The organism is Candidatus Avedoeria danica (genome assembly GCA_016703025.1).
Lineage (GTDB): Bacteria > Chloroflexota > Anaerolineae > Epilineales > Epilineaceae > Avedoeria > Avedoeria danica.
The window spans coordinates 2897307-2918923 of record JADJCV010000004.1; the positions used below are offsets into that span (position 1 = coordinate 2897307).

At 71.3% G+C, this 21617-nt stretch carries 13 protein-coding genes and 2 pseudogenes; 10 read left to right on the forward strand and 5 right to left on the reverse strand.

Going from position 1 to position 21617, the window contains the following annotated elements; translation table 11 throughout:
* The first annotated feature begins 12 nt into the window (after nucleotides 1-12).
* Complete coding sequence (locus IPG72_14380) at nucleotides 13-2505, forward strand: FAD-binding protein (GenBank protein MBK6770169.1); 2493 nt, start codon at nucleotides 13-15, stop codon at nucleotides 2503-2505.
* Between the two features lie 22 nt (nucleotides 2506-2527).
* Here IPG72_14380 and IPG72_14385 read toward each other — a convergent pair whose 3' ends face one another.
* The 4 genes from IPG72_14385 to IPG72_14400 form a co-directional block, all read right to left on the reverse strand.
* A complete protein-coding gene (locus tag IPG72_14385) occupies nucleotides 2528-5698 on the reverse strand; it encodes a M28 family peptidase (GenBank protein ID MBK6770170.1) in 3171 nt (1056 codons plus the stop codon).
* Between the two features lie 109 nt (nucleotides 5699-5807).
* Nucleotides 5808-8663, reverse strand: coding sequence for a VCBS repeat-containing protein (locus IPG72_14390; protein ID MBK6770171.1), 2856 nt, complete (start codon nucleotides 8661-8663; stop codon nucleotides 5808-5810).
* Nucleotides 8664-8669: 6 nt separating this feature from the next.
* Nucleotides 8670-10799, reverse strand: coding sequence for a hypothetical protein (locus tag IPG72_14395; GenBank protein ID MBK6770172.1), 2130 nt, complete (start codon nucleotides 10797-10799; stop codon nucleotides 8670-8672).
* A gap of 190 nt (nucleotides 10800-10989) precedes the next feature.
* On the reverse strand, nucleotides 10990-11535 hold the full coding sequence (locus tag IPG72_14400; protein MBK6770173.1) for a DUF420 domain-containing protein: 546 nt from the start codon (nucleotides 11533-11535) through the stop codon (nucleotides 10990-10992).
* Nucleotides 11536-12028: 493 nt separating this feature from the next.
* Between IPG72_14400 and IPG72_14405 the strand changes: the two genes are divergently transcribed.
* Entirely contained in the window at nucleotides 12029-15727 is a 3699-nt protein-coding gene (locus tag IPG72_14405) for a hypothetical protein (protein MBK6770174.1), read from the forward strand.
* A gap of 217 nt (nucleotides 15728-15944) precedes the next feature.
* Here the strand turns inward: IPG72_14405 and IPG72_14410 are convergent, their stop codons facing one another.
* Nucleotides 15945-16202 carry a hypothetical protein gene (locus tag IPG72_14410; protein MBK6770175.1) on the reverse strand — a complete coding sequence of 86 codons (258 nt, stop codon included), beginning with the start codon at nucleotides 16200-16202 and terminating at the stop codon, nucleotides 15945-15947.
* 391 nt (nucleotides 16203-16593) lie between these two features.
* Between IPG72_14410 and IPG72_14415 the strand changes: the two genes are divergently transcribed.
* The 8 genes and pseudogenes from IPG72_14415 (at nucleotide 16594) to IPG72_14450 (ending at nucleotide 20810) form a co-directional block, all read left to right on the forward strand.
* Nucleotides 16594-17082, forward strand: a complete 489-nt coding sequence (locus tag IPG72_14415) for a hypothetical protein (GenBank protein ID MBK6770176.1) — start codon at nucleotides 16594-16596, stop codon at nucleotides 17080-17082.
* A 207-nt stretch (nucleotides 17083-17289) separates the two neighbouring features.
* Entirely contained in the window at nucleotides 17290-17478 is a 189-nt protein-coding gene (locus tag IPG72_14420) for a helix-turn-helix transcriptional regulator (GenBank protein ID MBK6770177.1), read from the forward strand.
* Between the two features lie 1488 nt (nucleotides 17479-18966).
* Entirely contained in the window at nucleotides 18967-19176 is a 210-nt protein-coding gene (locus IPG72_14425; GenBank protein MBK6770178.1) for a hypothetical protein, read from the forward strand.
* A pseudogene (locus IPG72_14430) lies at nucleotides 19113-19355 on the forward strand (DNA topoisomerase IV subunit B). The gene IPG72_14425 and the pseudogene IPG72_14430 overlap by 64 nt, the downstream one beginning before the upstream one ends.
* Nucleotides 19356-19442: 87 nt before the next feature.
* Nucleotides 19443-19997 carry a hypothetical protein gene (locus IPG72_14435; protein MBK6770179.1) on the forward strand — a complete coding sequence of 185 codons (555 nt, stop codon included), beginning with the start codon at nucleotides 19443-19445 and terminating at the stop codon, nucleotides 19995-19997.
* Nucleotides 19994-20293 (forward strand): hypothetical protein, encoded by a 300-nt coding sequence (locus tag IPG72_14440; protein MBK6770180.1) that lies wholly within the window; start codon nucleotides 19994-19996, stop codon nucleotides 20291-20293. The genes IPG72_14435 and IPG72_14440 overlap by 4 nt, the downstream gene beginning before the upstream one ends.
* 3 nt (nucleotides 20294-20296) lie before the next feature.
* Nucleotides 20297-20587: pseudogene (locus IPG72_14445) on the forward strand (hypothetical protein).
* A 10-nt stretch (nucleotides 20588-20597) separates the two neighbouring features.
* A complete protein-coding gene (locus tag IPG72_14450; protein MBK6770181.1) occupies nucleotides 20598-20810 on the forward strand; it encodes a hypothetical protein in 213 nt (70 codons plus the stop codon).
* Nucleotides 20811-21617: the final 807 nt, after the last annotated feature.

Below are 21617 nucleotides of genomic sequence, written 5' to 3' on the forward strand. Positions count from 1 at the left end.
ACTATACCGGCGATGGACGATTCCGGCGGTCCGCGCGAACCGATCTCGACGGCCATGATCCGGGCGTCGCTCGCCGCGCTCGCCGATCGGCTCGGCCCAGGCGCCGTGTCGACGGCACCCGACATCCTCCACGGCGCGTCGCACGATGCCGGCCTCGACCGCGCCACCCCGCTTGCCGTCGTCCGGCCGTCGACGACCGACGACGTCGCGACAGCCGTGCGCTGGGCGCGCGGCGTCGGCGCGCACGTCGTCGCCCGCGGCGCCGGCACGGGCCTGTCGGGCGGGGCGGTGCCGGGCGCGACGTCGATCGTTCTGGCGCTCGACGGCCTGGACGGGATCGCGATCGACCCCCTCGACCGCGTCGCCGTCTGCGGACCCGGCGCCGTCACGGCGAACGTCGATGCCGCGGCGGCGGCACACGGCCTCATGTACCCGCCCGATCCCGCCAGCTGGCTCCGGTGCACCGTCGGGGGCAATGCGGCGACGAACGCCGGCGGGCCGCGCTGCCTGAAGTACGGCGTGACGGCCGGCTACGTCCAGGGACTCACGGCCGTCCTGGCCGACGGGCGGACCGTGCGCCTCGGCGGCCCCGCGCTCGACCCGCCCGGCCCCGATCTCGTCGGCCTGCTCGTCGGCAGCGAGGGGACGCTGGCCGTCGTGACCGAGCTCATCCTGCGCCTCATCCCGCGCCCGCCGGCCGCCGGCACGCTCCTCGCCGCCTTCCCGGACGCCGCCGCCGCCGGCGCCGCGGTCGCCGCCATCGTCGCCCGCGGCCTCGTCCCGGCCGCGCTGGAGCTGATGGACCGGGCGATGCTCGCCATCCTGGCCGCGGACCGCAATGGCGACGGCGAGGCCGACCTCGACGACCCGCACAACGACGGCCCGCCGGCGTGGCCGCCCGACGCCGGTGCGGTGCTGATCGTCGAGGTCGACGGCCATCCCGGCAGCATCGCGCCTCAGCTCGCCGCCGTCGCTGCCGCCGCCGAGCCACACGGCGGCCGGTGCCGCATCGCCGCGGACGATGGCGAGCGAGCCGCGCTGTGGGCCGGCCGCCGCCGCGCCGGCTTGGCGGTCCTCCGCCCCACCGGCGCCTATCACACCGCCGACGCCGCCGTGCCGCCCAGCCGCCTGCCGGCCGTCATCGACGCCGTTGCCGCGATCTGCGCCGCCCGCGGTCGGACGTACGGCCTCGTGGCCCATGCGGGCGACGGCAACCTGCACCCCCTCGTACCGTTCGATCCGGCGTCGCCTTCCGACGCGCACGCCGTCGAGGCCTGCGTGGCCGAGATCGCGGCCGCGGCTGTGGCCGCAGGCGGCACGATCAGCGGCGAGCACGGCGTCGGCCTCGCCAAGCGCGCGTTCCTGCCGTGGCTGTTCGATCCAGCGACGCTCTCAGCGATGCGCGACGTCAAGCGCGCGCTCGACCCATTGGGCACGCTGAACCCCGGCAAGGTGCTGCCGCCGGCCGGCGATCCGGGCGCAGCTTGGCCGCGCGAAGATGTGCCGCCGGGGCGATCGTCCGGACGGTCGCGGATCGTATCGATCACCGTCGACCCCGCCGACCTCGTCCTCACCGCCCCGGCAGACGCCACCCTCGCCCAAGCAGCCGCCGCCGCGAACGCCGCCGGCTGCCTGCTCCCCCTCGCCTCGCCGTGGCCTGAATCGACGCTCGGTGACGTCATCGGCCAGCGGCTCGAAGCGCCGTGGCGGACGCGCTACGGCGCGATCGGCGATCACGTGCTGACCGTGAAGGCGACGCTGCCGGACGGCCGCGTGATCCGCGCCGGCCGCGCCGTCCGCAAGCACGTCGCCGGCTACGCGCTGCCGCGCCTGTTCGTCGGGGCGGGCGGGCGGATGGGGCGGCTCGATGCGGTCGGACTGCGGCTCGTTCCGGCGCCGCCGCGCCGCGCGTCCCTGGTGGTCGGCGCGGACGCCATCGACGCGGCCGTCGCGCTCGCCCTTGCCGCACGTGCCGTGACGATCGGCGCGAGCGCCGTGCTCGTCGTCGAAGCCGCGACCCTCGCGTCGCACCCCAACCTTGCCGCGTGCGCCGACGGCCGACCGTGGGCGGTCGTCGTGACGAGCGAGGGCGTGCCGGCGGACGTCGACGCCGATCTGGCGCTGGCGCGCCGGGCGATCGGCGCCCCGAACGGCCGCACGCATCGCGTCGATCACGGCGCTGCCGACGTCGGGGGCGTCGACGTGTGGGCAGCGGCGGTGGCGGAAGCGGCGCCGGTCGTACGGGTTGGGGTGCCGACCCACTGCCTGTCGACCGCGATCACGGCAACGACGGCGTCGGGCTGCGCGCGCGTCGTCATCGACGTTCTCTGCGGCCAGATCTTCGTCCGCGGGCACGTCGGTGGGGCGATGGACGCACCGGAGCCGACGCTGGGTATGATCGCCGCGGCGTACGGCGGGCATGCCGTGGCCTGCGGACCGCCCTCTACTGCGCAGCCGGACCGAGCGTGCTTGCGCTCTGAGATGCGGCGTGGTGTGCCCGAGTAGGAGCAGCCACGGGGGGCTGCCTCTACTCGCGCGAACCCGGCGTCACCGTCAGCGTGATCCGCTGCCCGTCGCGATCGACGATGACCTTGATCGCCTGTCCGATCTTCAGGGCATCGAGCGACTTCGTGTAATCGTAGATGTTCTCGACCTTCTGGCCGGCCAGCTCGACGATCACGTCGCCGGCCTTGAGGCCGCCCTGCTCCGCCGGGCCGCCCTCCGCGACGCCCGACAAGAGGACCCCGGCCACGCCGGTGTCGGCGTAATCGGGGATCGTGCCGAGGTAGACCCGGCGGCCGCCGCTGGATGGGCGCTGTTCGGGCGCCTTGGCGGCCACATAGTCCAACGGTGCGTCGGCGCGGGCGAGCGAGACCGTGATCCCGCTCATCAGGCGGGCGATCTTGGCCAGCGCAACGTAGTCGAGGCGCTCGGGCGTGTCGCGGAGCGTGTGGTACTCGGAGTGGGCGCCGGTGAAGGCGGCCAGGATCGGGACGCCCTTCAGGTAGAACGAGGTGGCGTCCGTCGGCAGGAACGTGTCGTCGGACAGCGTGAGCGGCAGGCCAATGGCGACGTTGCGCTGCTCGATCAGGCGGCGCCAGCCCGTGCTCGAGCCGATCCCCTGCAGGATCACGCCGTCATGCAGCCGACCGATCATGTCCATGTTCAGGTAGGCGGCCGCCGCAGGGTAGATGGACTCCGCCTTGGGATCGTCGCCATACGCCTTCACGTAGTGGCTGGAACCGAGGATGCCGAGCTCCTCACCCGACCACGCCGCGAAGACGATGTCCCGTCGGGCGTCGGCCAGCCGGCCGTCGGCGTGCTCGTCGGCCAGGAACTGGGCGATCTCGATCAGGCCCGCGACGCCCGAGGCGTTGTCGTCCGCGCCGTAGTGGATCTTGTCCTTCTCCTCGGGCTTGGCCAGCGAGTCGCCGGCACCGCCGTGCCCGAGGTGGTCGACGTGCGCGCCGATGATGATCTGCTCCGCGCTCGGCGCCTGGCCCACCTGCAGACGGCCGACGACGTTGCGGCCCTTGCCGGTATCGAACGTCAGCGTGAAGTGCGCGCCGATCTGGTGGCCCGGCAGCGCGAAGCCCGCCACCGCCTCACCACCGTCGAGCGCCGCCTGCGCCGCGGCCAGCGTGTGGCCGCTCTTGCCGAACAACCCCTCCGCCCAGGCATCCGTCACGCTGGCCGCGGCGATGCTCGTCCCGGCCACGGACGCGTCGAAGCGCAGCGGCACGAGCTGCTCCTTGACGTTGCTCGTCGGCCCGCTGACGACGAGCAGGCCGACGGCGCCGCGGTCACGGGCCTCCATCGCCTTGTAGCGCAGGGACGCGTAGCGGTTCAGATGCTGGCGCCGCTCGGCATCCACGTCCTCGGGCAGGTAGCGCAGGGCGACGACCCACTTGCCGTTCACGTCGAGGTCGCCGTAGCTGTCGTAGGCCGCCTGCTCGCCGTCTTTGGGTGCCACGATGCCGTAGCCTGCGAACACGACGCCCCCAAAGCCGACCGAGCCCGTCTTCGAGAACGACAGCGGTCGCCAGTCGGTGTCGACGACCCCTTCCTCCTCCGCGCCCCCCTCGGCCTGGCGAACGAGCATGTTCACGCCGTCGATCCGGACGCCCGACGTGAAGTCGAATGCCTGGAAGTAGCCGTCGTCGCCGGCGGGCGCGAGGCCGAGCCCATCGAACACGTCGGCGACGTACTGCGTGGCCTTGCGCTCACCGGCCGTGCCGGTCTGCCGGCCGTCCATCTCGGCGGCGGCGAGGCGGACGACGTGCAGCTTGGCGTCCGTGGCCGTGATGTCGTCCGTCGTCGCCGCCATGTCCGGCGGTGCGGCCGGTGCGTCATCGGCACCCGCCGCACCGGCCGACGACGACGCGGCGCGCGGCGGGCTCAGTTCGAGCAGCGCGCGGGCCTTGGCATCGTTCCAGTCGGCGACAAAGATCTGGTACTCGCCGCCGGCGGTGCCACGCTTGTTCGACCACGAGAGCGTGGCGCCGTCCGGCGAGAAGACCGGCAGGACGTCCGCATCGGGGGTGAACGTCACCCGCACCGGCTCATGCTCCCCGGCGGCATCGACCATGAACAGCTCGAAGTTGTCGTAGCCCAGTTTGCTGGAGGTGAAGACGATGTAATCGCCGCTGGGGTGGAAGTACGGTGCCCAGCTGAGCGCGCCGAACGCCGTGAGCTGCCGTTCGTCCGTGCCGTCGGCGTTCATCGTCCAGATCTCGGCCAGCGTCCCCTCGGCGTTGAACCGCCGCCAGACGATCCGCGCGCCGTCCGGACTGAAGAACGGACCGCCGTCGTAGCCTTTCACGTCCGTCAGGCGCCGGACGTTGCCGCCGTCCGCGTCCATCGTGTAGATGTCCATCATGTAGGCGGGGTCTTGGTCGAACAGCTTCTGATCCGCTGTGTCCATCGGGGCGCTGTAGGCGAGGCGGTTCGAGGCGAAGACGATCTGCGACCCGTCGGGCGACAGCGCCCCCTCGGCGTCGTAGCCGCGGGTGCGGCTGAGGTTGCGGTAATCGTTGCCGCCGATCGTGACGGCATAGATCTCGTAATCCTCGTCGTAGTCCCAGCTGTAGCGGCGCGTCTCGCCCGAGGCCCGGAAGTCGATCTCGGCCTGCATGTCCTTGCGGGCGTCCGGGTCCTCGTGGGTCGAGGCGAAGATCGCCTGCTTGCCGTCGGGCGCGAGCCAGCCGCACGTCGTCTTGCCCCAACCAGGCGAGACGCGCCGGCTTTCGCCGGTCTCGAGGTCGAGGATGTAGATCTGGTAGAACGGGTTGCCCGGCTCGCGCTCACTCTGGAAGATCATCCGCTTGCCGTCGGCGTCGTAGTAGCCCTCGCCCGACCGCCGGCCCTCGAAGACGAGCTGGCGGATGCCGGTGATGAGATCGGCTTCGGTGTGGGTGGTCGTGGCGCCGGTGGCCGACACGGCGTTCGTGGCCGTCAGGCCGTTGTGTGCGGCGAGGGCGGTCGACGTCGCCGCATCGGTCACGGTCACGACGGACGAGGCGTCCGCCGCAACCATCGGCGTGCCGGCGTCCGCGGACGGCGCATCGCCGGGCTTCGTTCCGCCGCAACCGACCGTGAAGAGCAACCCGACGGCAGCGACGCCGATCGTGGCTGCGGTCACGAGGCCGCGGGCGGCGGCGCGGCGTGCCGGCAACTGAGTTCGGATTCGCTCCGACATGAGGGGCTCCTGTGAAGGCGACGCACGTTCCGATGTCGCCGATGACGTGCGGGACACCGTGCCGGTCACCGAACTGCGCCCGGCACGATGTCGGATCTTGCGCGAGCGATCACCGACCCAGGTCGGCGATCGTGCGATCGAGTGCTGCATACTCGCTGTCGACGTCCGCCGCGGATAGTGCCTCACCTACCGGCCGCGTGGCCAGCGCGGCGAGCTCGGTCCCGAAGAGCCGGCGGCGCTTCACCGCCTCGACCTCGTGCGCGCGTTGACCGGGCAGCCCGGTGTCGCCCTCGGACGGAGCGGGCTGTGTGGGCTGCTGATCATGGCTGAGGTCCATGGCCTTCTGCAACGCGCTGCCCGCCGCCTCCGCATCGCCCGCCTGCCAGGCGATGTACCCGAGCAGGTAGTGGACGATGATCGCCTGCGCGTTCAGCCGCCCGGCCTGCCGCAGCGCCTGCTCGGCCGCCGCGATGTCCCCGGCCGCCAGCGCCGTCGCACCGAGCTGCATCAGCGCGCCGCTCTCCTCGGGGTTGATCGCGACGGCGGTCGCGTAAGCATGTTCGGCGACCGCGAGGTCGAACAGGTGGCCGGCGTCGGGCGAGGCGTGGATCGCCCCGATCTGCAGGTGGCCGCGCAGGCTCTGCGGGTTGAGGGCCACGAGGTCCTCGAACGGCTCGAGCGCGGCGGCGTAGTCGCCCAACTCGCTCAGGCAGCCGCCCAGACCGAACAGGGCGTCCTCGTGCTGCGGATCGAGGACCAGCGCCTCGCGAAACAGCGCGCTTGCCTTGGCGCAGTCGTTCTCGCCCTTCATCGCGGCCACGGCGGCGCGCTGCAGCTCCCAGAAGCGGACCCGCGCCTGCGGATCGGACGGGCCAAAGTGGACCGGGGTGCCGCCGGCCAGTTGGGGTACGGATTCGCCGGCCGCGATGGGGGCGCCTGCGTCGGCGGGCGCTGCGGCTGCATTGCCACCCGCATCCAGCGGGCGGACCTGAGGGCTGCCCTCGGCCAGCTCGATCCGCCGGTCGACGGCGACCTCAGCCCACGTCTGCACCGCGCCCCCCGGCCACCTCACCTCGACGGTGCTCGGCCCGCCGATCGTCCCGAGCCCGAACAGCGCCTCCGGCGCGTGCTGCGAGAGGTAGGACGAACCGACGCCGACCTCGCGGACCTGGCGGTGTTCGCCGGTCGTCACCGTCACCTTGGCGCCGATGCCGAAGCGGTTGCGCCGGCCGGCGAGTCGAACGCTCAACCAGTGGTTCGTCGAATCGGCGGGATCGGCGGGATCGGCGGGATCGGCGGGATCGGCGGCGTCGCTGCGATCGGCGGCGTCGCTGCGATCGGCGCGATCGGCGCGATCCCCGTCGTTGCGCAGGAGCGTCGGCGGCGCGCCGTGGTTCGCGACGACGATGTCGGGATCGCCGTCGTGATCGAAGTCGGCCACGGCGGCGCCGCGCGCGACGTGCGTCTCGGCCCAGGCCGAGCCGCTCACCGCGCCGACGTCGAAGTAGCCTTCGCCGTCCGGGCCGCGGTTCCAGAACAGCTGGTTGACCATCGGGACGAGCCGCGTCGGATCGGCCTCCTCCTGGAACGTGTGGCCGTTCGCGACGAACAGATCGAGTCGCCCGTCGCGGTCGTAGTCCAGGAACGCCGTGCCCCAGCCGACGAAGTCGAGCGCGATCTGGCCGACACCGTACGGGTCGGCCATGTCCGTGAAGCGCATCGGCGGCGCGGGGGGCACCGTTGCGGGCGCGGCGACGTCGGTGCGGTTATCCGTCGCGTCGGCGGCCGCGACATCGGTAGGCGCGCCGTCGGCGACCGGCGGCGCGGGGATGTTGCCCTTCAGGTTCACGTAGAGCGCGTTCTCCTGGGCGATCCAGTGCGTGACGAAGATGTCCTGGTCGAGGTCGTTGTCCCAGTCGCCGGTCGCCAGGCCCATCGCGCCGCGCGGATCGGACACCCAGGCCTCGTGGCTGATGTCGGCGAACGTGCCGTCACCGTTGTTGCGGTAGAGCGCGTTGTCCGAGACGTCGTTGGCCACGTACAGGTCCAGCCAGCCGTCATCGTCGAGGTCGCTCCACGTGGCGGACAAGCTCCGGCCGGTCGGGTTGTCGACGCCGGCCGCGGCGGCGACCTCAGCGAACGTGCCGTCGCCGTTATTGTGGTAGAGCAGGTTGCGCTCGGGCTCGAACGAGGACGGGTTCAGCGACACCGGCGTCAAGGCGCCGTACTGCTCCTCGGTACGCCCGGCGCCGGCCGGGTCCACGACGTACTGCACGTAGCCGCAGACGTACGCGTCGAGCGCGCCGTCCCGGTCGTAGTCCGCCCAGCTCACGCCGGTCCAGAAGCCTTCCGGGCCGGCGAAGCCGCTGGCCGCGCCGACATCGCGGAACGTCCCGTCCCCGTCGTTGCGGTACAGCGCGTTCGTGCCGAAGCGCGTGACGGACAGGTCGAGGTCGCCGTCGCCGTCGATGTCGGCCCAGGCGGCGCCGAGGCCGAGGTCGGGGGTCGCCAGGCCGGCGCGGGCCGTCACGTCGGCGAACGTGCCGTCGCCTTGGTTGCGATAGAGATGACCCGTCGCCGTCGACGCCGCGCGCTCGGCCACCGTGCGAGAGAGCGCGCCGGCGAAGTTCGGCACGTAGAGGTCGTCCCAGCCGTCGCCGTCGAAATCGCCCCACGCGGCGCCGGGGCCCATGTCCTCCGGCAGTTGGCTGGAGCGCGGACCGTCGAAGTGGACGGCCGTGAGGCCGGCCTCGGACGCGACGTCCGTGAACGGCACGCGGGCCACATCGTCCGGCAGCGTCCGGCCGAGCGAGTCGGTGATGCCCGCGACGTCTTCGCCCGGCCGGTAGGGCTTGTCGTCGCGACGGGCCACGAGGATGGCGCCGACGGCCAGCGCGACGAACGTCGCGCTGCCGCCGAACGTGTACAGGACGCGGCGGGTCCGGCGTGAGATCGGTCGGTGCATCGTCCCCTACCTCGCCGACGTCGTGCGTTGGACGATCGGCACGACGGCCTCGGCCGTGTCGATGTCCGTGATCGGTGCCGTGATGCCGGAGTCGACGCCGAACATGTAGTTCAGCAGGAACTGGTCGTACTTGCGGTAGCGCAGCCGGGCCGTGATGTGCAGCGCGCCGCCTGCCCCGGCGGGCGCGTTTGGCACTTCGAAGGCGTGATCGCCCGCGCCGGGCGGCTCGGTCAGGACGGTGACGGACGACGGGCAGCCGAACGTGTACTCGCTCGAGTCCGAGAAGCCCGGGAAAAGCGAGCGCCGGAAGCGGACGCCGGCCATCTCCCAGAGGTTGTGCCGATCGATCAAGTTGCCGTATTGGTCGACACCCTCGGCCTTGAAGATGAACGACCCCTTCTGGATGAAGTTCGCATCGTCGACCGCGCCGGACTCGAAGACGACCTTGCCGGCGTCGTCCTTCACGACGACCTCGACCCAGGACTGGATGATGTCCAGCGGCCCGGTCGGGAAGTCGTGCCCGACCTTGCGCGACGTCGTGACGGCCTTGATCGACAGCGGCTCGCCGGCGACGGCGGTCTCGGGCACCTCGAGCGCGACCGTCACGACCGGGCCCGTCTCCCACTTTTCGGCGATCTCCGGCACCTCGATCTCGCCGCGCAACCAGTCGGCGACGAGGTCGACCTGCTCCTGGCCGCCGGCCAGCTTGAGCATCGTCGGCATCATCTGGTTCGCGCCGAGGAAGCGGTGGCTGCGGTGCGCGCCGTCGTCCGGCGTGCGGTTGTAGTCGAGCCCATCGCCCGCCGCCGGGTCCGTCGACGCGATGAGCGGCATGTGGCACTCCCGGCACTCGACGGTCTTCGTCGGGTCGCCCGGCTTGTTCCAGTGGCTCTTGCGCCAGTTGTCGTACTGGTTCTGGAGCTGCACCCAGCCGACCTGGTTCACCTCTTGGTCGATGAACTGCTTGTGGCACGCCGCGCAGTACTCCGGCGTCTTGAAGGCGCGCTTGGCCAGCGCGGTGACGTGGGCGCGCGGGTAGGCGCGGATCAGGAAGTCCCGGGCGAAGCGCGCCGCGGTGTTGTCCGGATCGCCCAGCTCGAACATGTAGCGCGGCGGCTGCTCGACGATGTAGTTCGCGTTGCCCTTGACGTCCGTCTCGCGGATCGAATGGCACGACAGGCACGACACGCCCTCGTCGAAGCCGTGCTTGCCGGTCAGCTGGTCGGTGAAGATGTTCTTCGTGCCCTCGAACAGCGAGATCGGGTCGTGGCAACCGGCGCAGTAGCGGGTGGATTCGGTCCCGTTCTGGGTGGCCATGACGGCCTGGATCTTCATGAAGCCCGGGTCCATCGCCGCCCAACGGTGGGCGCTGACCTCCCACTCCTTGACGATCTGCTCATGGCAACCCGAGGTCCCGCACGTCTGGGAGCCGGAAAGCCGTCGGGCGTCATAGGCCTCGTTCGTGACCGTCCGCGCCAGGCTCGGGGCGAACGGCTTCTCGGGCCCGTAGACGTACTGGTAGTCGGACGGAAACGCGTCCGTCAGCTGCGGCGCCCGATACGCCAGCCGCGCCGCGCCGACGACGCCGAAGCACAACGCCGCGACCGCCACGACGCGGACGCCGTAGCGCCGCTCGGCGACGCGCACCGGCTGCCGCACCGCCACGCCGCTCGCGGCGTCGTGCCGTGCTGCGCGCCCGTCCCGCCACACCAGCCACACGATGTGCGGCACGATGAGCGCGATGACGACGATCGTCGAGACGATGTGCGCCATGTCCCAGGCGTAGTCGATCCGCCGGCCGAAGAGCGCCTGTACGGTGAGCACGACCCCGGACACCAGGCAGACCGCCGTCGCGATCAGGCCGGCGTAGCCGGTGAGCGTCGTGTGCGACAGCGCGTAGTGCCGATACGTCCGCCAGTGCTGGATCTGATACCACCCGAAGGGCAGGACGAACAGGACGCCGAACAGCGTATGAACGGCGACCATCACCTCGTTCGAGACGCTGAACGGGAGCACGTAGATCGACAGCCCGGTCAGCGTCTCGAACAACAGCACGCCACCGACCGCGATGGCCAGCGGCGATCGCCACGCTGCGGCGCGATCGACCCGGGCAGCTCCGGCGCCGGCATTGGACATGACCGCCTCCCCCCACCAGTGCACATCCAAGGGGATGCGACCGGTGACCCATATGTCCGTCCGTGGGAGGCTGGCCGGCTGGCAACAAAAAACAGCAGCCGCACCAGGTCCGACGGATCGGACGGTGCTGCTGCTCTTGGCGAGAAGCTTACGCTCGGGATAATCGGATGTCAAGGGCCGAATTACGGCGTCAACCGTACAGCATCCCATAGATGACGACGCCCGTCACAGAGACGTACAACCAGATCGGCAGCGTCACCTTGGCGATCCGCCGGTGCCGGTTCACGTCCCACGTCCAGCCGCGGTAGAGCGTGACGAGCGCGAGCGGCACGATAAGCGTCGCCAGGACGATGTGGCTCAGCAGGATCGCCAGGTAGAGGCCGCGGTACGGCCCGACGTACGGCGTCGGCGCCGGTTTGAACGTGTGGTAGACGACGTAGGACACGAGGAATGCCGACGAGCACCCGAACGCGGCGAGCATCGCCCGGCGGTGGAGCTCGAACCGCTTGCTGCGGATCAGGACGTAGCCGACGATCAGGCACACGCCCGCCAAGCCGTTGAATGTGGCGTTGACCGCCGGCAGCGCCCGGACGTCGAGCCGCCCGGCGACACCGTCCGGACGCGGACCGAGGATGAGGAACGCGACGGCTCCGACGACGACGACGGACAGGATGGCGATGACGGTCAGCCAGAAGCGGTCGGTGCGGCGGGGTGCGGCTTGGGCGGATGTCGACATCACGTTCCTCGGCTTGCGGCGTCGGCCTGAGGCCGACTTGGCTTGCGGCGTCGGCCTGAGGCCGACTATGGTAGCTGCCGGCCATCGGCCGATATGGTAGACGCCTCGACCCCAGACGCCACGCCCAGGACGCCGCGCATGCCCCGCTCACGCCAGGCCGCCCTCATCGCGTTCGCTCTCACCGCCGTTGCCGTCGGCGCCGCGATGACCCCGTCCGCCCCGTCGCACCGCGGCTTGACGACGCCGGCGCAGGCCGTCCACGCCGCCCAGGCCGCCCGCTCCCCCGTCACCGTCACGCTCGACAGCGGAACGGTCGAGTGGCGCGCGGCACCGTACGCCGAGGTCGGCGCGTTCTGGTATTCCGGCGAGAGCCTCTACTTCCAACGCCTTCGGGTTCGCCGACAGCACCGGCCGCGTCGTTCTGTCCTGGACCGACCCGACGCCCGAGCGGACGGACGACGACCGGCCGTTCGAAGAACTCGACAAGCTGGTGTTGCATGCCGGCAATTCGGTCGACGCCCGCGACGCAACCACGATCACGCTGCCCACCCTCGACGCCGAGATCGACGCCCCCGGCGACCGCATCGCCCTGCACGGCCCGCCCGGCGCCACGCTCGCCGTCCGCATCCGCCGCATCCTCGACCGCGACGTCCTGGCGCTGACCGGCACGGACGTCGTCCGCCACGACGGTTGGGGCGACGGTGGCGCCCTGACCGGCCAACGCTCGTCCGGCGAGCCCGGGCGCTCGATCTGGGCCGGCAACGTCACGGCCGGCGGTGACGGCACGACCGAGGTCCGGCTCGCCGGCACGGTCGATGTCCAGCCGGGCGACACCGTCGAGGTGCAGCGCGTCTGGGCGGGCGACACGTTCGTGCTGCACCGCACCGCCTTCCAGTTCATCGCCGGCGCTGGTCTGCGGCAGCCGGTCGCCTACAGCCGGCCCGGCGAGCGCGTGGCCATCGACATCCGCAGCAGCGGGCGCCAGCGGAGCTGTGCGACGACGATCGGGCGTGCCGCTTGGAGCAGCTGGTCCTGCGGCGAACCGATCGCGGCCGGCGACCGGCTCACGGTGTCCCACAGTGGCGGGCTCCTCCCGCTCGCCCACACGGCGGCGACGATCCCGCCGCTCGAATTCCGCCCCGGCGCCGGTTCATCGCCGGCGACGATCACCGGACCGCCGAGCGGCCGCGTGCGCTTCGTCGAGGTCGACGCCCTCGGCGGCCCGTCGGGGTTCGACGTCGTGCTCGACGCGCGGGGGCAGGGGGCGCTGCCGGCAGGGCGACCCGCGCGCGGCAGCCGCTACGCGTACGCTTGGCGCGACGGAAGCGGCATCACATGGGGCCGCGGCGGCTACGTGCCGCAGATCCGGCTCGTGCTCGGTGAGCCGCGGCTGCGCGGTGTCTGGCCGACGGACGCCGTGACCGTCACCATCGCCGCACGCGACGGGACGCAACTCGGCCGCTGGACGCGGCAGCGAACGCTGCCCGGCAGCACGCGGCCGATCCCGCTCTACGACCCGCGGAGCGGGCCGCAGGGGCCGCTGCACCGCCTCGCCCCGGGCGAACGCGTCGAGGTCGCCATCGGGGGCGACGAGCCCGTGGTCTGGACGGTGCCGGACCTGGCGCTGCAGCTCGACGCCGACCGCCATCAGCTGACGGGGCGGCTGCCCGTCGGCACGCGCGGCACGCTGACCGTCCTCGAGGCCATCGACGGCGACCCCGACCCGCTCCAGCCCCTGGACGACCTCGCCGACAGCCGGTTCCTGCACCGCGCCACGCTGCCGCTCAGCCCGGCACCCGACGGCGCGTTCGCGGTCCTGCTGACCGACCTGCGAAACCCCGACGGCTTCCGTCTGCCGGCCCACCGGCTCGTCCTGTACGCCGTCACCGCCGAGCGGGCCGACGGCAACGCGGTGATGGCCGTTCTCGCGCGGCCGTGGCTCCGGATCGACGCGCAGTCCGTGACGGCCGAGGGCTTCGGGCCGTCGGGGCAGGCGGTCGAATTCGAGGTGACGGACGCAAACGGGCGCGGAGTCGTGCAACGTCGATCCGACGACGCGAACGCAACGATGATCGATCGGCCGGTATGGCGCGTCCCGCTCGTCGACGCCGTCGGCGCGCCCACCGCCCTCCGACCGGGCGACCGCGTGACCGTCACGGTCGGCGCTTCGCGAAGCTCGCTGACCGTCCCGCCGATGGCGGCATACGTCGATCTGCCGGGCCGGACGGTTCGCGGCCGGGTGGCGCCGAACGCATCGTTCACCGTCGCGCTTACCGGCGACGGATGGGGCGAGCGGCGCTGGGTCGTCCGCGCCGGGACGGACGGCATGTTCGAGACGCCGCTGCCCGCCGACGTCCCGCTCCAGCACAACGACCGGGGCGAGATCGTGGGCCGCGTCGGACCGCACATCGTCACCGCGCAGGTCGTCGTCCCGTCGATGATCGCCGACCTGAGCGTCGGCCGGATCTGGGGTCGCGGCGCCGCCGGCGCACCCGTGGACGTGACGGTGCTCCGACAAGGTCGCGCCATCGCTTCGGGACGCCGGCTCGTGGACGACGGGCTGACCTTCGACGTCGATCCGCACGACGCGGCAGGCAGACACGTCCGACCGATGGCCGGCGACGTCGTCGTCCAGCGCATCGCCGGCCGCGCGGCGCTGACCCTCACCGTGCCGGCCCTGTCGGCACGCTGGGTCCAGGCCGACGGCGCGATCGTCGGGGCGTCACCGCCCGGCAGCGCCGTGGACGTCCAGCGCCCGACCGGCTTCGCGCTGACGAGCGCCGACTGGGACGTCGGCTACGCCGAAGTGGCCGCCACCGGCGCGTTCACCGCATCGGCACGCCATCGCACGGGTCTGACCACCGGCAGGCGCGCTCCTGCAGGCCCGCGTGCCGGACGGCGTGATCGCCTGGCGCTGGGTCGCCACGCCCGTCCTCAACGTTCCGCACGGCGGCGACAGCGTCTGCGGCCAGGCCATGCCGTGGGCTGTCGTGCACGCCACGGCCACGCTCGGCGACGGCCGGGCGGCGGAAGGCAGCGGCGGCGCGGACCCCCATGGCCGCTTCCGCATCCCGCTGCGCCGTGCCGACGGGCCAGCCGGTCGTCCTGCCGCAGGCGACGTCGTGCGCGCGGTCGTCGACGGCACGGCGGTCGAGGCCACGCTGCCCGTGCTGACGTTCAGGGTCGACCGGGCCGCCGGCCGCGGTGCGGGCAACGCGCCGCCGGGCACCGTCGTCTCGATCGAGCACCCGGCCGGCAGTTGCGCCTCCCGCGAAAGCGCCGATCCGATCGAGCGGACATCGTTTGCCTACGCCAGCCAGGCCACCGCCGACGGTCGCGGGGCGTACGACGCTCGGTTGCCGCTGCTGCCGAGCTCGCTCGGGTCCGCGCGCCCGCCCGCGTTCGAAGCCGCCGTCCTCGACGCGGCCGGCCATCGCCACTTCCGGCTCAGCCGGGCGCTGCGCATCACGGCCCTCGTCGACACGGATCGCGTCATCGGCGAAGCCGACGCCGGCCGGCGCGTCGCCGTGACGCTCGCCCGCCCCGGCGGCCCCGCCGCCCGCGGCACCGCCGTCGCCGACGCCCTCGGGCGCTTTACCGCCACGCTCGCTGCCGACGGCGGCGGCAGCGCGGTGCGCCTGCAGGCGGGCGATTCGGTCGCGGCCACGGCCGACGGCGAGATCCGCGGCCTGACCGTCCCGCCGCTGGCCGTCGACTGGCACCCGTTGCGCGGGTCGAAGGCCGCACGGACGCCGGTGCGACGGTCCACATCCGCTTCATGCTGCCGCGCGGCGTCGTCTCGGCGCAGGCGAAGGGACGTCACGTTTGCGCTCACCGCCGACGCCACCGGCCGGTTCGCGAGCGCCGCCGCCGCATCGCGCGGCCAGTGGTCCGCGGCCGACGTCCGGCGGGTCGAGGTCTGGCGGTCGTTCGACGAGGACGATCGGGCGATGGTGGCGTTCGACACCGAGCGCGGCCCGGCGCCGACGCCGCCGCCAGGCGGGCCGACGCCTGTCGCGACGGTGCGGCCGCCGGGCGGCGGGGACGTCGGGCGGGCGCTGCTGCCGTGGGCGGGGCGGGGGGCGGACACGCCCTGAGGCCGCTCGCCCCCTCGCGGCGAGTCCCACCGCCGCGCCATCGCTGTCGCCTGCCCCTGCCCCTGCCCCTGCGCCTGCGCCTGCGCCTGCGATAGGGTCATACCCAACCACCGTGTTTCGGCCGTGTCGTCCATCGCGACGCCCATGTAGGGGCACCCACAAGGGGGTGCCCCACAGGCAGTCGGACAACGGGCCGAACTGGCGCGGATTGGTGTCAGCAACAGTGTCAGCGACAGCGACAGCATCCACGGCGCCGCGACGACCCCGGCTGCCGTCGCACCGATCGTCACACCGCCCCCCCACCCGCTATCGTTACGCCCTCGCCCACTCCGAGGAGCTGACGATGCCCGTGCCCTCTCCCGCCGGCCGCCCCGCCGCGCTCGCGCTGGCCGTCTGCGCCGCGCTGCTGGCCGTCGGCTGTACCGCTCGGCCGACGCGGACGCCCGCGCCGCCGACGGCCACCCCGTCGCCCATCGCGAGCGCGACACCCATCGCCTCTGCAACGGCCACCGCCACGGTAACGCCGCCGCCCATGAGCTGTCGGTCGACTTCCTGCGCCGGAAGGACCACCCCGGCGGGCCGCTGACCGTCGTGCGCGAGCTCGGCGCGAAGGGAACTACACCCAGACCGTCGTACGCTACCCCTCGGATGGCCTCGCCATCCAGGCGCTGCTGACCGTGCCGCAGGGCGATCCGCCGCCGACGGGCTGGCCGGCGATCGTCTTCAACCACGGCTGCATCCCGCCGGCGCAGTACCGCCGACCGAGCGCTACATCGCCCCTACGTGGATGCGTTCGCCCACCAACGGTTATGTCGTCCTCAAGGCGACTACCGCGGCCACCAGCGAGCGAAGGCGATACCGTCCGGCGGCTACGGCAACCAGGGCTACACGTCCGATGTCCGCAACGGGCTTACCGCTCCTCAGGGCGCGGCCCCGACGTCGACCCGGACCGGATCGGCGTGTGGGGCCACTCGATGGGCGCTGGATCACCCTGCGGTCGACGGTCACGACGGTCGCCTTCAAAGCCGGCGTCATCTGGGCCGGCGTCGTGGCCCTTCACCCCGACCTCTCCTCACGCGCTGGCGCCGTCCGGGCGCGCCGACGCGGACCCCGCTGCGACCGCCGGCGGGCTGGGCGCGTCGTCGTCCGCGGGCCGGCGCTGGCGCACCGACCTCGTCGCGCTTCGGCGGCGAGCCGGGCGAACCCGCCGCGTGGGCACCGCTGTCGGCGGGCACCTACTTGGCCGACCTGTCCGGCCCGATCGAACTTCACCACGGCACGGCTGACAGCGTGTGTGCCGTTCGGCTTCTCGGAGACGCTCGTCACGCAGATCGAGGCCGTCGGCGGCGACGTGACACTGTTCGGCTACCCGGGCGACGACCACAACATCAGCGCGAACCTTCGACGGCGCTGGCGCGGTCAGTATGGCGTTCTTCCGATGCGCATGTGAAGGGCGGCACGCCGTAGCCGCGAACCCTCCTCCGTCCGGGGAGATCCATCCCATCGGCCACGATTGACATCCGACCATGATCGATATAATCGACGCTCGACCATCATCGATGTATTGGTTTTGGAAACCCACCGTGACCACAAGCCAACCCACCGCCGTCTCGTTCGCCAAGATCCTCGCCGACGACGCGGCGGCGTATCATGACTGATGCTGCTGCGTGCGCTCGGTCGGCGATCGTCGACTCACTGGGCGGCGACGTGGCCGCAACCGACGGTCGCGCACCACCTGGCGTTGCTGCGGGACGCGGGCCTGGTGCGGCTGCGGCGGGATGGTCGGCAACACGTTCTACGCGCTGGACCAAGAGCGCGTCGCGGTCCTACTGCGGCCAGGTGCTGACGTCATTCGCGCCGCAGACGGCCGCCGCGGCGACCGTGGACGCGTGCTGCGAGGACCGCGGCCCGTGTCGACGTCGGCGCCGATCGTCGCCGCGGGCGGCTGAGCGCGGATGTGACCGCAACCCTTTTTCAGCCAACTCATCGATGACGGTCGATCGGTCGGTCGTGGCGAAGATTCGCCATGGCCCCCCCAAGCGAAGCCGGATCGCGAGCGCGACCGGCCACGAGTCCGAGGAGGATCGCATGAACGACGACGGGTTCGCAGAGCGAGGATCGGACGACGGTTGGGGTGTTGCGAGAGAGGGTCAAAGGTACTGCGGCGGCGGGTGTTGCGGCGGCGGCGGCTGTGGCTGCTGCTGCAGCGACGGTGCGGCTGCGGCGACGGGCGTCACCACGAAGGGCTAGCACCGCGCGGGCCGGGGTGGTCGGTCGGCGGGGGCGGCTAATTGCGCTCGTCGATCAAATGTTCTATTCTTCGATGCGTATAATCCCGCTCGGCCGAAAGTCGGCCGGTCATCGCCCACGCCCGGAGACCGCCACTGACGATCGCCCAGCCCTTGCTCGACCTCGATGGCATGCGTGGTGAGGCGACCAAGCCGGCTTCCGATGGCGATCCCGCGGCCGTCGGCCTGCCCGTCGACATCGCCGACGGCGCCGCACCGCCGCCGCCCGCCAACCCGCGCCGCGCCGCGCCGTCTGCGGAGCCGAACCGACGGGGCCGACTTTACGGCATCAATCAACCATCACCGGCCTTAGCTTCCCCGAAGACCAGCCAAAAGCGGCCCGGGATGTACATCGCTTCCGGAGCAACCTCGGGCACTTGTTGGTCGAGATCGTCGACAACAGCATCAACGGGCGATGGGCGGGCACTGCTCGCGGATCGACGTCACGCTGAACGCGGACAGCAGCGCCACGGTCGTGGACGACGGGCGCGAAAAGCGTGCCGACGGCGATCCATCCGGACCAGCGGGCTGTCGGCGTTGGAGATGGCGTTCCCCGAAGCTCCACACGGGCGGCAAGTTCAAGCCAGGACAGCTACAGCGTCCGGCGGGCTGCACGGCGTCGGGATCAAGGCGACGAACGCGCTGTCGGCGTGGCTCGTCGTCGAGGTCCGGCAGGACGGCGTCAGGGGAATCTATCGGCGGCGCTTACGAGCATGGGTACGTCAAGTCGACGGTCGAGATCCTCGATCCGAGGGCCGCAAGGCCGTCGGCGTCGTGGGGTCGGCCGACGCGGCGACGGCGGCGAAGAAGATGGCCGATCGCAAGCTCGGCACCGGGACGACGATCACGTTCCTTCAGCTGAGTTCCTCGAGGTCACGGGCTTCGACTTCGCGCGATCGCCCACCGGCTGCGCATCGCCGCCTACCTCATCCCCGGCCTCACGGCGCCTCACCCTCACCGACCTGCGCGGACCGGAGACGCCGGCGCGAAATTACCACGAGGGCGGGCTGCCGGGCTCATCGGCCACCTGAACGAGCCGCAAGGTCATCCATCCGGCCCCGGGACCGGATCCACGGCAAGACCGAGCAGCGTCGCCGTCGACGGCGTTCCAGTACCACACGGACGACGACGAGGAAATCCTCAGTTTCGTCGAAAAAAGCACGATCCCGACTCCGGACGGCGGGACGCACGTATCGGGCTTCCGCGCGGCGCTGACAAGGCGACATCCGGCGTCTTCGGCCGGGAGAAAAAGCTGATCAAGGGCGACGACGACATCACGGACCGCGACACGACGGCCGGATTGACCGTCGCGCTGTCCGTGATGATGCCCGAGCCCGAGTTCACTTCGCAGACGAGACCCAGCTCAGCGCGGGACCCGTCCCACGGCCAGGTGCTCAACTTAGCGTACGAGCAACTCCTCGAGATCTTCCGGTCCGACTCGGCCCTCGGCAGATGGTCCGACCGCTGCCTGGCCCGCCTCCCGCGCCCGCGAGAGCAACCCGCCGCCAGGCGCAGCCTGGTCATGCGCAAAACATCCCGGATGCCGTGGACGGAGCGGCCTGCCCGGCACCTGGCGGACGTCGCCGAACGCCGAAACGGCGCCGGACCCTGCTCTCATCGTCGGGAGGGCGACTCGGCCGGCGGGAGCTGCAAGCAGGCGCACAACAACGGGTTTCACCCGATTCTTCCGCTGCGCGGGAAGATCCTCAACACCGAACGCGCCCGCTTGAACCGCGCCCTATCCAACGCCGAGATCAAGTCCGTCGTCTCGGCCGTCGGCGGCGGGATCGCGCGCGACTTTCAGGTGGAGGACATGCGCTACGCCGGCATCGCGATCTTCGTCGACGCCGACGTCGACGGCCTACACATAACGACGCTCCTGCTCACGCTCTTCTGGCGCTTCATGCGCCCGATGATCGACGCCGGCCGGCTGTACGTGGCCCGCGCGCCCGCTCTACCAGGTCAGCAAGGGCAAGCGGAGCAGTACGCCTACACGGGAGGGGGCGCGACCAGGTCATCGCCCGCTTTGGCAAGCGGGGCACGAGCGTCCAGCGCTACAAGGGCCTGGGCGAGATGAACCCGAGCCAGCTGAAGGAAACGGTCTTCAGCCTGCCCGAGACGGAAGGCGGCCCGACTCCCTTCGCCAACCGCAACCTCTTCCGCGTGACCGTCGAGGACGCCCCCAGGCGAACCAGATGGTCCCAGCTCTGGATGGGCGCAAGTCGGCCCCGCAAGGCGCGGCTGATGGCGATCTGGGACGGCAGGCGACGTTCGACGAGCTGGCGGAGGAACTCGTCGCCGGGGCGCCGACGACGTCGAGTTCACCGGGTTCGCCGAGTTCGCCGGCGAAGGCTGATCGATGAGGAAGGCTGATCGATGACCCCCCCGACGACGTGCGCCCAGTCGACATCCAGACGCTGGACTTCACGCCAAGCTCGACCGCGCCTACCGCCTGTACGCCGCCAAGACGACCGAAGACCGCGACCTGCGGACGTCCGCGACGGCCTGAAACCCGTCCAGCGGCGGATTCTTGTATGCGATGCACGACATGGGCCTGCGCGCGGACCGCACCCAACAATGCGCGCCCGCATCGTCGGCGAGGTCCTCGGCAAGTACCACCCGCACGGCGACCAGGCGGTGTACGGCGCGCTCGTGCGGCTGGCGCAAGGACTTCACGATGCGCCATGCCCCGCTGGACGGGCAGGGCAACTTCGGCTCGATCGACGGCGACGGCGCCGCTGCCATGCGATACACCGAAGCGAAGCTGTCGGCCCTCGGCGAGACGATCCTCCAGGACATCGACGCCGACACAGTGGACATCGAGAACTTCGATGACGACGCTCGTAGAACCGTTGGTGCTGCCGGCGGCGTTCCCGAACACTGCTCGTGAACGGCTCTTCGGGCATCGCCGTGGGCGCGGCGTTAACATCCCCTCTCACAATCTGGGTGAGGTGGTGGATGCTTTGACGTTCGTCATCGACCACTGGCGGTCGAAGAGATCACTCGAACATCACTGTACTTCATCAAAGGACCCGATTTCGCCACAGGCGGCATTGTCTTCACTATCGTGACAGCAAAGAGGGTCGGCAGGATCTCTTCACCGCCTACGGCAGCGGCGGATCAAGCTCACCGTCAGGCCAAAGTGCGTCGAGACGTGGCCGCAGCCGCAGCCGCCTGGTCTCACCGAGCTGCCCCTGCAGACGAACAATGGACGTGTGGTCAGGCGCATCGCCGAGTTGGTGCGCGACGGACGGTTGGAAGGCATCGGTGACCTGAGAGACGAGTCCGACCGGCAAAGGTATTATGCGTATCGTCGTCGAGCTGCTGGCGCAGGGTGGAGCCAAAGACCTGCTGGAAGAGCTATACCGGCTGACGCCAATGCGCCAAACCTACGGGTTCAACAACCTGGCCTGGTCGACGGCGAGCCTGCGGCTCCTCTCCGCTCAAGCGCATGCTGCAACTGTTCATCGAGCACCGTCGCGAAATCGATCCGCCGCCGTTCGGAATACATTACAGGCGGGCGAGAACGCCGCCCACATCCCGCCGAGGCCTGCTCCATCGCCCTGGCCAATCTGGACAGGGAGTCATCCGGATCATTCGCCGCAGTGCCGAGAATACGAACTTCGCCCCCTTGAGCGTTTGATGCAGCGCTTCAAGCTCAGCGAGATCAGGCTCAGGCCATCCTGGACATGCCGCT